Origin of the sequence: Limisphaera sp. 4302-co, from assembly GCF_049537155.1 — a bacterium.
In the GTDB taxonomy this organism is placed as follows: Bacteria; Verrucomicrobiota; Verrucomicrobiia; order Limisphaerales; family Limisphaeraceae; genus Limisphaera.
In genome coordinates this window covers 1-13,715 of the sequence record NZ_JBMVQZ010000010.1, presented here as the reverse complement: position 1 = coordinate 13,715, position 13,715 = coordinate 1, and the positions used below count along the sequence as shown (strand labels likewise).

At 60.0% G+C, this 13,715-nt stretch carries 10 protein-coding genes and 1 pseudogene; all 11 read left to right on the top strand.

What is annotated here, in order from left to right:
• The first annotated feature begins 47 nt into the window (after positions 1-47).
• On the top strand, positions 48-386 hold the full coding sequence (locus ACPDIX_RS10725) for a transposase (protein ID WP_423431790.1): 339 nt from the start codon (positions 48-50) through the stop codon (positions 384-386).
• 761 nt (positions 387-1,147) lie between these two features.
• Positions 1,148-1,462 (top strand): helix-turn-helix domain-containing protein, encoded by a 315-nt coding sequence (locus ACPDIX_RS10720; protein WP_423431789.1) that lies wholly within the window; start codon positions 1,148-1,150, stop codon positions 1,460-1,462.
• A 289-nt stretch (positions 1,463-1,751) separates the two neighbouring features.
• On the top strand, positions 1,752-2,171 hold the full coding sequence (locus ACPDIX_RS10715) for a hypothetical protein (protein ID WP_423431788.1): 420 nt from the start codon (positions 1,752-1,754) through the stop codon (positions 2,169-2,171).
• 369 nt (positions 2,172-2,540) lie between these two features.
• Positions 2,541-3,629 (top strand): hypothetical protein, encoded by a 1,089-nt coding sequence (locus tag ACPDIX_RS10710; protein ID WP_423431787.1) that lies wholly within the window; start codon positions 2,541-2,543, stop codon positions 3,627-3,629.
• A gap of 2,503 nt (positions 3,630-6,132) precedes the next feature.
• Positions 6,133-6,924, top strand: coding sequence for a hypothetical protein (locus ACPDIX_RS10705; protein WP_423431786.1), 792 nt, complete (start codon positions 6,133-6,135; stop codon positions 6,922-6,924).
• Between the two features lie 927 nt (positions 6,925-7,851).
• Positions 7,852-8,826, top strand: a complete 975-nt coding sequence (locus ACPDIX_RS10700) for a hypothetical protein (RefSeq protein ID WP_423431785.1) — start codon at positions 7,852-7,854, stop codon at positions 8,824-8,826.
• 140 nt (positions 8,827-8,966) lie between these two features.
• On the top strand, positions 8,967-9,317 hold the full coding sequence (locus ACPDIX_RS10695; RefSeq protein WP_423431784.1) for a helix-turn-helix domain-containing protein: 351 nt from the start codon (positions 8,967-8,969) through the stop codon (positions 9,315-9,317).
• A gap of 949 nt (positions 9,318-10,266) precedes the next feature.
• Positions 10,267-11,130 (top strand): hypothetical protein, encoded by an 864-nt coding sequence (locus ACPDIX_RS10690; RefSeq protein WP_423431783.1) that lies wholly within the window; start codon positions 10,267-10,269, stop codon positions 11,128-11,130.
• A gap of 785 nt (positions 11,131-11,915) precedes the next feature.
• A pseudogene (locus ACPDIX_RS10685) lies at positions 11,916-12,044 on the top strand (hypothetical protein); the annotation flags it as partial.
• A gap of 14 nt (positions 12,045-12,058) precedes the next feature.
• On the top strand, positions 12,059-12,748 hold the full coding sequence (locus ACPDIX_RS10680; RefSeq protein ID WP_423431912.1) for a hypothetical protein: 690 nt from the start codon (positions 12,059-12,061) through the stop codon (positions 12,746-12,748).
• Positions 12,749-13,412: 664 nt separating this feature from the next.
• The coding region (locus ACPDIX_RS10675) for a helix-turn-helix transcriptional regulator (RefSeq protein ID WP_423431782.1) at positions 13,413-13,715 on the top strand (303 nt) is incomplete at its 3' end.

Here is a 13,715-nt window from a genome sequence, read left to right as displayed (position 1 = left end):
CACGTGGTGGAGGCGACGGGATCGGGCGCACGAAGGTGGGCAAGGGGGTGAAGATCCTCATTGCCGTGGACGCCCGGGGATTGCCGATTGCGGTGCAGGGCTGTTCGGCCCGGCCGCATGAGTCGACTCTGACACAGGGGTGGTTCGATTTCATGCTGACGAAGGAGGCTCCGGAGCGGGTGGTGGGCGAGAAGGCCTGGGAGAGCGATGCACTGGACCGGGCGTTTGCGGCGCGAGGCATGGAGCTGATTGCGCCGCACCGGAGCAGTCGTCGGCCGGAGAATCGCACGCAGGACGGCCGGTCGCTGCGGCGGTATCGTCGGCGGTGGGTGGTGGAGCGTACGGTGGCCCGGCTGCTGCAGTTTCGGCGGCTGTGCATCCGGTAAGAGAAGTCGAGCCGGGCGTGTGAGGGGTATTTGCAGATGGCCTGCGCGTTCTTGCCGGTCGGGCAAGTCCCGGGCCTAGCCGGCAAAAGGGCTCTTCTTGCCCTCCGGTTGATGCAGCTGTTCCGTTTCGGCCACCGGGGATTCTTTGTCCGGGTGGGGCGTTCACAGCCATGACAAGTCGCTTTCCCTTCCCTGCGATGCCCTCCGGCGCTTCGTGTGGGCCGTCTCATTTTCACTACACCCACTCCTGCCACGCCGGGAAGCGACGTACAAAAGCGGTTTAGGGATGGGTTCTATTGTGACCGATGCTGGCTGTCCTGTGGGGTCCTGTCAGCTCCATGCGCCGCGAGGCAAACGCTGGAGCGCCGAAGCGCTTGGAGAAGCCTTGTCGCGAACCGGGTACTGCCGAGGCTATTGGTTCAGCGTTTGAAGTCGGGCAGTGCCTGGAGCTGGGGCGGGTGGGTGTGGGGACTGACGGGTTTGGCAAGACATGAGCAGGCACAGAGCACCGACGGCAGTCAGGGTTTTCGTGCTACTGCTCAGTTTCGGGCTGCCGACCCGTGGCAGTCGTCCGGGAGCGAACCAACTGGTGAATACGGAAAGCTGGTGAGAGGGGGATGGCCAATGTTGGCCATTGCGGGTGTTGGTGGGGGAGGTAAAAGAGGAGACGAACCCTTGTGTGGCACGCGCTGATTGGCGTGGGATGGATGTGAGGTCGGAGTATGAGGAAAGGCCGGCGGAGGACAGATGGAGTGGCTGGGGTGAAGTTGCCTGTTGGGGAGGGTGAGTGGTTGGAGTTGGCGATGAGGTGCGGCTTCGGTGTGAAGGCGATGGCGGCTGTTCTGGAGATTTGCGAGCGGATGTTGCGGAGGGGGTTCAGGCTGGAAGTGAAGGAAAGGCTGTGGGAGTGGCTGCGGAGGAAGCGGATGGAATGGGCGCGGCGGTGGTTGAAGGATGGTCGGCGGGTTGGGGAGGTGGCCGGTCGGCTGGGGTATGGGAGTGTGTCGGCGTTTTGTCGTGCGTACCGGCGGTGTTGGGCTCGGTCGCCGGGTGAGGAAAGGGAGCGGGCGCGCTGAAGAAAGCCGCCCGGGCGGCAGCAACCAGGGGCGTGGGAATGTTGGAAAATGCACACTTTTTTTTCTTGGCGCAGCAGGTGTTTGGAGGTAAGAACTGGAGCAGAAAGCCAATGAAATGGGTGCCAGGGGGGCGTGGGAGGCGCCCTGCTGGCGAGGGGTGGGCGCGGAGTTGAAGCTTGTGGAGGATCGGGGATGAGCCATGGGTGGCGGAGTTGAGAATGTTGGAGGCCGGAGATTGCAGGCGGCGGGGGTTGGGGGTTTGCGGGGGCGTCTGAGGGGAGGGGGGTGGGTGAAGTGGTTTGTGAGGAGTGCGGGAGTGGTGTTGTTGGTGACGGGTTTGGCGAAGTTGTGGAGTGCGATGGGTGAGGCGCGGGTGTCGGGGGGGCGGGATCCGTTGTTTGGGTTGACGTTTCGGCAGTTGATGTTGGGAGTGGGTTTGGTGGAGTTGGTGGTGGCGGGTGTGTGTTTGGTGGGGCGGCGGGAGCGGTTGAGTTGTGTGTTGGTGGGCTGGTTGGCCGGGAATGTTGGGTTGTATCGGATGGGCTTGTGGTGGATAAATTGGGAGGGTCCGTTCGGGTGTGCGGGGCATGTTACAGGCATGAGGGAAATGCTACGGCAAAAGGAGCGACAGATAATCAGGGCTTGCTTTCGTAGCTGTTGGGTGGGTTTGTCAGACAAGCCATTCGAAGAGGGCACGACGTGCCTGTGAGCGCCGAAAGCGACGGTTCAGCACGTTGAGTGGCAGGTGTGGCGCACCGGAAATCCGGAAAGCAAAGGAGCGGGCATGAAGATGTGGATGTTAGCTGTCGGCGTTCGCCTGCTCAACCTGCAAGCGGGTGGATCCAGACCCAGTAACGGCGCAGCGGCCTGAACAATGGCTGCGAGAAGGACACATTCCAATGAAGCATTGAAGACATCGATGCTGTCACGCATCATTCCAGTCGACGCCTGGCGGTATTGGATGTGTAGCCATGAAGCTGCAATGGTTGCGGAAACATGGGCAAAGGCCCGGTTAACATGCCGCGTTTACGCACATAATCATTCGTGGTCACGGTGGGCGCCCATGTACAGAAACGGGATGGCCATGGTGGCGAGCCTTGTTGCGCTCATGATCAACTGCATGCCGCTGCGGGCAGAAGCAGTGTTTGAGGTAGAGGGCGTGGTATCCAGAGAGATGTACGATGATGAGGGAAATGTCCTGCCGGAGCCGGACAAGGAAGTGCCTTCGGATGTGTTGTTCCGCGTGGCTGTGTCAAATCGCTACTGGTATATTATGACCACGTTCGGGCCCAACTATTGGATCGAGTACGGTAGCGATGGGATCGATGTGTTTACCGTTCTGCAGCATCCCAGGGCAAGGAATGGCGCAGGCATTGTGGCGCGGCACGGCTCCCTAGCGCACGTGGATCCCTGGGCGCAAGCTGTGTGGTTCGCCTACGCGTCCGGCAGCAGATTCGTCGAGGGTGATGCCGAACTGTCGGCTTCGTGGGCTCCTGCCGATAGCGAACCGCTTGCGCACATTTACAGGATCGAGGGCAGCTTTACAAATGAGAGCTACCGGGTCCCTGTAGCTGTGCGATTCGTGGTGGACAAGAACCGAATGCGCCGCGCGGCACAACATCCGCAATTGGTAAGGTCACTAGTGTGGCGGAATTCGGTGGCTCTTCTGGACAAAGTCAAGGTTGGCCAGGTTGGCGGTGCGTATCGGGCCGAGGACTGGCGACCGGTGGGAAGTGTGTGGCTGCCCGGGCGCTTTGTACTCGAGAAGTACAGCCTTGCTTTCCATGGTGAGACGCAGGAGCAGCCTCCAGATCGACCGCGGCTGCGCATAAGCGGCCGCGTCCTTGGTATAACAGAGCGCGTTACACACGCAGGGCCGCCGATCATTGATGGGCGTTTGGGCGTGACGGATTACCGGCTTTATGATCCGCATGGTGAGGTGGAGTACATTGGGTACATTATTACGAATAGGGTCTGGCCGGCTGCCAGCGACGCGGGACTGCGTGCCATTCTGGAGGAAAAGAAAGCGGCCATGTCGGGTCTGGTAAGACACTCCGAACGTGTAAGAAACACCAACCTTGTGAGGCTGGTCATCATTATGGCAATGATCGTTATGTTGTGTATGGCCTGGTTGACGTATAAACCCTCGAGCGTGAGAAGACGCTAACCGCGTTGCTACAAAGCCACATCAGGTGACAAATGGTCTGGAGGACAAATATGAAAACGATGGAAAAACACATTGTCGGACTGTGGGTTGGCATGCTGTCAGCGTTGTTCATGCTGGCGTGGGTACGCGGGGCCCACGGCAGAGAGGCGTGCATGCCGCGTCCGGATACGGTGAAGATTGATTGTTACCGGATTCCCGGCGGATGCATGGGAGGCTGCTACCGGCTCGTGTACCCGGGATGCAATGATTGTGTGGAAGGCATGAGCACATGCCCGGCACCCAGCACACCGTGCTTTTCGAGACTGGATACGGCGGATTGCAGGCGATTCCTGGTAGGGTGCCTGTGCAGTGACACATGGCTGCTCGGACCACTGAAACCCGGGTCGCAGCAGTGCGGATAACACTGGCTGAACGGTGGCAAGATGTCGTGGTTCTTGCAGTGCATGCGTGGCGTTGTTTGGCAATAACGTGTGCGGGTGTGGTGTCAGACAGGAAGCTGGAAGGAGGTGGCGCACCGGCAGGCGATTAAGGCGATGATGTTTGCGGGCCGGCCACGCCACTGGAACTGCACGCCTGGCAGCGAAATGAGTGCAGTTGGTGCGGCGTGGTGGCATTCATTCTGCGCATGAAGTGCGAAGGGAGCTAGGGATATCATCGTCTGCTGTAGTAGCCTGCGCCCCGGCGGGTGCGCAGCGGTGGGAAATGTGGGTGGTGTGCTCCGCCAGTCGAGTGCGCCTATAGGCACAAAGGGCCGTGTTTGGCGACGCGAGCGGATGATGATGAGCGTCGGGCGGATAAGCGTTTCGGGCGCAGCGGCCGATGTGAAGGCTGCTACGTCGGCAGGAAAGCGAAAAAGCGGTGTCCTTCGGTGGGCTTGCTGATGAGTGTGCCGGACGCCGTTAGGACGCCAGAGTCGAGCCCGGTGGACCGAGGATGGTTAGGTTGTCACATCATTGCCCCTAGTGTTCGCCAGGGTGCTGGATACAGAACCTTTTGGCGGAGCATGTGGTCATACGGAGCGTTCTGTAGAAGCCGGTGCGCAGGTGAGAGCGTGACTGCGGTAGCGAGCTCAGGGAAGCAGAGTCGCATTCGGTCCTTCGGTTGTGCCGGGCAGCCCGATTGCGCTCGTTGCGATGTGGGGGAGTGAGAGGCTGTGGGAGTGGCTGCGGAGGAAGCGGATGGAATTGGCGCGGCGGTGGTTGAAGGATGGTCGGCGGGTTGGGGAGGTGGCCGGTCGGCCGGGGTAGGGGAGTGTGTCGGCGTTTTGTCGTGCGTATCGGTTGTGGTAAGGACGGTCGCCGGGTGAGGAGAGGGAGCGGGCGCGCTGAAGAAAACCGCCCGGGCGGCAGGGACCAGGGACGTGGGAATGTCGGAAAATGCACACTTTTTTTTTCTTGGCGCAGTAGGTGTTTGGAGGTAAGAACTGGAGCAGAAAGCCAATGAAGGTGGTGCCAGGGGGCGTGGGAGACGCCCTGTTGGCGAGGGGTGAGCGCGGAGTTGAAGCTTGTCGAGGATCGAGGATGAGCCATTAGTCCCGACGCCGAGAGTGTTGAACGGGGGCCAGTGAGGTCGGACGCGGCAGTCTGGAAGTCAGGCCGGGCAACTCTGCAGGGGAATGGGCGATTCTGGTGGGTCTGCAGCAGTCCGCATCCGCGCTGCTTTGCCCGGTTGGCTGTGTCATGCGCCCCGTGCCGGACAGAGGGCCGCATCCGGAGGACGCTCATGAAGCCGGCGCTTTGCTTGGTGTCGCACCAGTTTGAGTGCCTGGAGCGACGAAACTCCGAAAACGGGCCCCCCCACACCAGCCGTTGGAAAAGCCGGTATGCAACGCCTTTGGAGCCGAACCCTCGCGGCAGATCGTTGCGTGTGGCTCCGTTGCCCAACAGCCAGAACAGTCCGTCCTGCGCGATTCGTTCATCCGTGCTCGGGCGGCTGGTCACGAGCTTGACGGAAACATACCGGGACCTCAACCCAGGCCCATCCATGAGTGTGGACGCAAGGAATGGAACGATTCAACAATGAGGACGTCAACAACGTCACTAAGCGGCTTTGGGACAGGTAATGCTGCTCAGCAGCAGGTCCTGCGCGGGCGGATGCAAACCATCTCGAACAAGGAAACAACACAAACATGCAGAGAAAATAAAAAAAACAATCTTGTTGATTCTACTTGGACTACTGGGCATCGCAAGTGCAAAAGCCGACGTGAACTGCGGGCCGGTTCAGGATCCCTGCAGCAGTAATCCGACAAAAACGTTCACATGGACCTGTCCGGACGGCCAGAACTGCGGCAGCGCCTATTGCGTGACAATCTGCTCGCGGTGGCATGGTTTCATCTGTAGCGGGAATACCGGCTACATAGAGGTGACGTTCGCCTGGGGAAGCTGTCATGACCGACGAGTGTAGCTGCAGCCACCGGCAGAAAAGCACTGCTGCAAAGGCAACGTCATCCTCCCCGCGGCACGGAATGGGCGCAGGGACGACAGGGTGACAACGCACACACGTTATGAGGCGATTGTCGTCTGCTCTCTTTATCGGAAGCACGCTTGCGCTTGCCGTTCTGGTCATCTGGCGGGTTGGGACGAAAAAGGAGACCGCCCGGTCACAGGAGCACATTGCGCTTGCGACGCACATCTTGGAGTCGTTTTCCAAAGTCGCAACCCAACCTTTGGATGTGGCGCTGTTCAAGGAAATCGTTGAACACCAGATCGTGTCAGATGTAAACAAACTGACGGCCGACGAGCAGCGAAAGCTTCTGGCGTGCGTGGCACAGTTCTACGCCTGTTATTCGTCCGGGCAGTTCGAGGAGTACAAAAAATTCCGCGTTCGGCCGCCGTTCAAGGTTGGCGAGCGCTTGGCAGCCGCCGCAAAACAAGCTGCCCTTGAGAAGGGTGTCACATTGACATCCGAGGAAGATATCCTCCGCTTCGCATGGGACATGTGGAACGGCACGAACAGAATCGCCGGCGTCGGTAAGCAGAGCATTAAAGTGTCGTTTGTCGTGAGGCCCGACCTGGGGCTCTCGTTGCGTCAGCCGTCCGCCGGGACGTTTCCCGGCCTGGGGGTGTCATGCTGGGAGGGAGCGGTGATATATGAGCCTTCGCCCGAGGAGCTTTTGCAGAAAAATGGCGTGTTGCGATATTTCAGATTGGAAATGAATGTCAGATTCAACACGAATGAGCATGGCCCTGCGACACCGCTCGTGTTGATTGGGTACTGGGATCCAACGCTGGAAGACTGGATGCCGATCTGCTTGTGCACGTTCTTTCAGGCGCATAATTATGACCTGATCTTTTAACCGGGCACCGCCGCTTGAAAAAATGGTTTGCGAGCGAATGTGCAAATGGAAACACCGGCACCGCCGGGAATGGAGGTCTGTGGCAGCCGGCCATGGAGCGGGCATGCGTGGACAGGGCAACTGGACCGACCGACCGTCGTGTGCCGGATGGAGTGCGTACATCGGGCACGGATGTTGTTCTCCCCATCCCTTGCTGTGCTGTAGCTGCCGGGATGGGGCGAACATGGAGAAACCGTGAGGAATCAGCCGAAGAGAAAGGAGGACGAAGGAGAGAGGGAATCCGAAGGCCAGGGGGCTGGCGAGAGTGGCGTGCATGTTCATTCTGTGGAGCGCGATGGCGACGTGCTATGTTGTTGTCGATGGCATGCGCTGTGGGCCATGGCAGGACGCATCGTGTGCCAACAGCTGCACGCAAATCAGATCCACTCCGCCCAACGTAATGTACTGTGACTCGCGCGATGGTGAATGTGGAAAAACGGGATGCCATATGTATCAGGCGCCGCTAACCATTATCTACACGTGGCTGACGCCATATGTGGATGACAACCTGAACTGTACTTGCCGTCCTCCGATCCATTCGGTGACAATGACAAACGGGACGTGCCGGCAGGCGTATCTGTACGGCGAGCAGTGTGGTTATTGTCCGAACATCTGAGCAGGCGCAAAGGGTCCACGGAACCGATGGCTGCCATTCGGCGACGGGCCGGGAGGTGTGTGGCCTCCGGGCCGGTCACCGCCGCGGTTGCGGCCCTCTGCCGTGACACCCTCTGTGCGCGTGAGCTGTGAAACGGCAAGCAAGAGGTGCGTATGAGACAGCATTCTCACGGCTGGTTCGTCTGCGCAGTGGCATGGGTTCTCACCGGGTCGGAGGCGAGGGGTGCTGCATCGGTTGACGTTCCCCCGTTCCATGCCCTTGCGGAGGTGCGAATGGAAGCGAGCCTGCCAGTAACCCGGGAGGATCGCAACATGGTGCAGGAGGGCCGGGTGGAGTTTTGGTACAGTAATGGCTGGTGGCTCGTGGAGGCCGCCTATACCAGCCCCGACTTGGTGAAGGGTTTGGTGTACAACTACATGACGATTCCTGGAGGTGTGCGAAGGCTGCTTGCAGGGGAGCCGCTGACGACATTGCCAAAGCCCACTTCCGCCATCCGCCTGGAAGCCCACGTGGCTCCGACCCCGTATCCACGACCGTACGAGAACGCGTTATTTGTGGCCTGGTTGGCGCTTTGTCCGCAGCCCGACTTGGGCGAAATCGGCCCCGGGCGGTTGCAATGGTGCGACTGGGAGGTGTCCCCGGAGTACCGGTGCGTGGAGTTCGAGGTGGATCGCAGGGATTGTGAGCCGGGGGGTGCATGGGTGTGCGGCTTGAAGCTTCGGTATAACGAGACGGGCCTCGATGCCAGCGGAAAGGTCGTTCGACTTGCGCCCCCGAGGGATCGAGGGTATTTGGCCATGGAGTACGAGGTCCAGGAGACCGTGCGTGACGGGCAGCTGGTGCGGCCGCAGTCGGCGGTGCTGAGACGGTTCGTTCCGCGACTGGGAGCCAGGAAGGCCGATGAGCTCAGGGTGGCGTTGGATGCGTGGTTCAGGGTGGTCCGCTGGGAGCGATGGAATCAAGGCACGCCATCCTGGCGGTTGCGTCCGGCCGAGGTGGTCGCGCGGGATTGGCGTTTTTGGCGGACGCGGGGCGAGGAGCCCCTGATATACCCCGTCAGGGACGACATATGGGAACCGGTGAGCAGTCCGCGTCTGCAGGAGATGGCTGGCTTTCTGCCGGTCAAACGGGTTCCCGGCACGCCTGCTTATCGGCGGTGGGTCGTGATTCTGGCCCTGACGGCGATGTCGGGCGCGGGTCTCTGGTACCTGGTGCGCACATCGAGAAACCGGCCGGGTTGCTCCTGATCGGCCTGCGCCGTCCTCTGGAGACGAGACATTCCCGAGCCCGCCGGAGCTTTCATGGTTTTATGTGGCAGGACAGCCGGTGTGGATCTTTAGCGCGGCGAGGGAGGGCTTCGGGGAGAAGGCACTGAGGTTGCACAGGCATGAAAGTCCGGCGGAGCCGGAAGGGGATGGTGGGCGTCAGGCTGCCTGAAGGGGAAGAGGAGTGGTTGGAGTTGGCGATGAGGTGCGGTTTCCGTGTGAAGGCGATGGCGGCTGTTCTGGAGGTTGGCGAGCGGACGTTGCGGAGGAGGTTCAGGCGGGAAGTGAAGGAAAGGCTGTGGGAGTGGCTGCGGAGGACGCGGATGGAAGTGGGGCGGCGGTGGCTGAGGGAGGGCACTTTTGTTAAAGAGGTGGCCGGTCGGCTGGGGTATGGGAGTGTGTCGGCGTTTTGTCGTGCGTACCGGCGGCGGTGGGGTCGGTCGCCGTGTGAGGAAAGGGAGCGGGCGCGCTGAAGAAAACCGCCCGGGCGGCAGGAACCAGGGGCGTGGGAATGTCGGAAAATGCAAACATTTTTTTCTTGGCCGGGCCTGTGTCTGGAGGTAAAGAAGAGATAGAAATCCAATGAAAGGGGTGCCTGGGGGCCGTGGGAGAGGCCCTTTTGGCGAGGGGTGAGCGCGGAGTTGAAGCTTGTCGAGGATCGAGGATGAGGCTTGGGTGCTGAGGTAAAAAAAGAGGGAAGAGACAGGACAGGGATTGTTGAGGAATAGGCTGCAAGTGTGGTTGCTGAAGGGGTGGGTAATGTCAACAGAGGTGTAATCCACGGAGGCCAGGTAGCCAGTTGGCAGGTGACTGTTTCCCGTGTGAGAGGTGCAGTTAACAGTTGAACTGGTCGGGCGTTCCGGATGGTGGCTCGTGATTCGGAAATGCGATTGCGCGTCATGATCCGACATGCTGTAACGAATCCGAGGAACTCAGGTGTGAACATGCGAGCGCTTGTGTTAAAATGAGGAAAGCCCCAGCTGAGCAGTTGTTGGCGGGATCCTCGCGAGCGCGCGAGAGGACGTCTGGATCAAGAATGTCTGCGGCAGGATGTTTTGTCCTGAAAGGAAATGTGAAGGGCGAACTCTTCGCATGTTTCCCAGACATGAAAGCGATGGCCCAACGCAAGGGGTCCGGTCGTTGAAGTTGGAAAATGGAAGGCGGATCATGTCAACATTACTGACCGGATGTATGAGGTGGGCGGCGTGGAAATGGTTGCACCGTGGCTCACTGATTGTGCTAGCGGTGTGCTTAACGACCGTCCGAGCTGGTGGGAGTACGGGCTCCGGTGGCGGGGGCGTGGAGGGATACCTTCAATGGGTAGGCCATTTGGACGGGGATTGGAACAGGGTGCGATATCGATCCATACCCACACCGTGTCGCGTCGGGTGGCTGGGGCGACATTACGTCATCGAGGCATTTGTGCAACGGGATGTCAGTACAACCTACTATTGTGTAGGAAGTGATGGCGTTGATGTGTTTGAGGCAATGGTTCCTTTGCATCACCAGGATGGGGTCCTGCGCTGGCAGGGTGGAAAGGGCGTTGCTCTGATGTATCCGGGCCGTTTTCCAACAAGGCTGGTCGATCCCGCCATTCAGGTTCTTTTGCTGGCAGTACTTTCCGAACAGACCGAGCTGCTTCACGGGCACGAGAAGGTGTTTCCCATCCGAGGCGTGTATGACGGCGAAGGGGACTATGATCCGTCTGAGGTGCGGCAGGAGATGCGCCGAATGCGCGAGGACGTGTACGAATGGCGGTGGGTTGCTCCAGGGTGGCAAAAGATGCCACATCTGGGCGGTGAGAGAAGGCTTGTAGCCGCGGCTTATCGCAGTGGCTTTGTTGCTGCGAGCCTGACAGTGGAGGGGAATGGCAGGAGGGTGCGATCATTTCAATATCGACGCGCGCTGGCGAAGAATGAAATCGAAGGGCCGACATCGCCAGACGACGTGTTTGCGATGTACAGCGTTCAGGGTTGGATAACGAACAGTTGGGAGGTCGAAGGGACGACGATTCCCGGGCCGCGCTGGCTTAAAGACTGCGAGGTAGCTGTGAATGATGAACGGCCTCAGATGCGGGGTCGCGCCGGGTATGTTCTTGATGGTAGACTCGGTGTGCCGTTCTCGGGGAGCCCTGCGCTGGTTGCCTTGCGCTCATCTGAGCCCGACAAAAGCTCCGAGCACAAAAGTTTTGTGCGTGCCTTGATAATATGGAGCATGGTCGGGCTGGCAGTGGGCGCATGCGTCGCCGTGTGCCGGTGTGGCAGATGTTGGGGTGGTCGGGGTTGAAAAGGGGTGAAAGGAAAAGCCAAAAAGGAGGAGTCGTATGACGAGCAAGCAAACGAAACTGGTCACAACAAGCGCCACACTGCTGGCAGCAGTTGCTGTGTGGAGCGTCATGAGTGCTGATCCGCCCAATGGGCTCAGGCCCGATGGATGGGGAGACAGCTACGTCGTTGATCAAAGTACCTGCGGTCATGGGAATCAAGCCGGCACGTGCATACGCACAATCTATCGGTATCAAAAATGTAAGCAAGGAAATCCATGGGATTCATGCACAGCGGGATATGTAGCCACACAGCAGAGCGGAAGCTGTCGCCCTATCGACGTCAGGCTGGGGTTCAGGCTGGGCGTGAGCGGTTCTTGTGAGGCCCAGGCCAACGCGAGCTGCGCTTTCGGCGGCTACAAGTGCTACTGGAACTGACGGAAACACGTGAGAAGAAATGTACCAATCGGGTTGCAGGGCGCGTAAATGGGTCTTTGATGCTGGCATGGCAGCTAACAGAAGAGAGGCTTAGGTTGGGGGGACATGTACGACGCCTAGACATCGGCATGGAAGGTGCGTTATGATCTGGGCGTGCGTGGCGAGGCATATGAGGGTCATGTAGTCGTCACTGGACATCTGAGAGAAGATGTTCAGCGCTGAGCTATATCTGCGTGCGGTTTCAGTGCGCAGCGCGTCCATGAATTGAACGTATCAAGAAATCATCGTGTGTCGCTGTGATGCGTAAACAGGTGTGGTCACTGTACAAGCTATCGGAACACACATATGCCTGACGTGGTAACATGGTGTCGTGGTGAAGCGTAGAGACAGGTTGCTGGATTGGCTCTACGCACGCATTCCCGATCCTCCCACGAACCCCAGGGGCGGCCGTCCCCGAACCGACAAGCGCAAGGCGCTGGCCGGGATCTTCTGGTTGCCGGACAACGGAGCCAAATGGAAAGACCTGCCCCGGCAATTCGGCTCCAAGAGTGCCGTCCACATGCCTTCCAGCGCTGGGGGCGGGAGGGTGTATTCGAACGGATGTTGCAGGAGGCCGGGCAACTGGTGGAGGAGCGCGGAGAGTATCGGCTGTATGAATGCTTTCCGGATGTGGCGTTCTGTCCGGCACATGGTGGAGGCGACGGGATCGGGCGCACGAAGGTGGGCAAGGGGGTGAAGATCCTCATTGCCATGGACGCCCGGGGATTGCCGATTGCGGTGCAGAGCTTTTCGGCCCGGCCGTATGAGTCGACTCTGGCGCAGGGGTGGTTCGATTTCATGTTGACGAAGGAGGTTCCGGAGCGGGTGGTGGGCGACAAGGCCTGGGAGAGCGATGCACGGGACCGGGCGTTTGCGGCTCCAGGCATGGAGCTGATGGCGTCGCACCGGAGCAGTTGTCGGCCGGAGGATCGCACGCAGGACGGCCGGTCGCTGCGGCGGTATCGTCGGCGGTGGGTGGTGGAGCGTACGGTGGCCTGCCTGCCGGCAGGCAGACCCGGCTGCGGCATTTTCGGCGGCTGTGCATCCGGTGGGAGAAGTCGAGCCGGGCGTTTGAGGCGTATTTGCGGATGGCCTGCGCGTTTCTGTTGGTGCGGCAGGTGTTGGGCTGAGCCGGCAAAAGGGCTCTTCTCGCCTTCCCGTTGATGCAGCTGTTCCGGCCGCCGGCCGGCGGGGACGCTTTGTCTGGGTGGGGTGTTCACAGCCATGACAAGGCGCTTTCCCTTCCCTGCGATGCCCTGGGGCGCTTCGTCTCAGGTGTCTCATCTTCACTTCACCCACTCCTGCCACGCCTTGTAGCGACGTACAAAACCCGTCTAGGGACAGGTTCTATTGTGACCGATGGTGGCTGTCCTGTGAGGCGCTGTCAGCTCCGTGCGCGGCTCGGCAAACGGTGGATCACCGCAGCGCTTGGAGAAGCCTTGTTGTGAGCCGCGTACTGACGAGGCTATTGGTTCAGCGTTTGAAGTCGGGCAGTGCCTGGGGGCTGGGGCGGGTTGGTGTGGAGACTGACGCGTTTGGCAAGATGTGAGCAGGCACAGAAGACCGACGGCAGTCAGGGTTTTCGTGCTACTGCTCAGTTTCGGGCTGCCGACTCGTGGCAGTCGTCCGGGAGCGAACGAAATGGTGAATAGAGAAAGCTGGTGTGAGGGGGATGGCCAATTTTGGCCATTGAGGAAATTCATGAGGGAGGTAAAAGAGGAGGTGAACCCTTGTGAGCCGGGAGTGTGGCGGGGGCCTGATGGCCGGGCGATGATCGTGAGGTCGGAGCATGAGCAAAGGCCGGCGGAGGACAGGTGGAGCGGCTGGCGTGAAGTTGCCTGGTGGGGAAAGGCAGTGGTTGGAGTTGGCGATGGGTTGCGGTTTCTGTGTGAAGGCGATGGCGGCTGTTCTGCTGGTCAGCGAGCGGACGCTGGAGCGGCGGTTTGCGGTGTTGGAGAGGGGGAGGTTACGGGAGTGGCTGCGGAGGAAGCGGATGGAATTGGCGCGGCGGTGGTTGAAGGATGGTCGGCGGGTTGGGGAGGTGGCCGGTCGGTTGGGGTATGGGAGTGTGTCGGCGTTTTGTCGTGCGTATCGGTTGTGGTGGGGTCGGTCGCCGGGTGAGGAAAGGGAG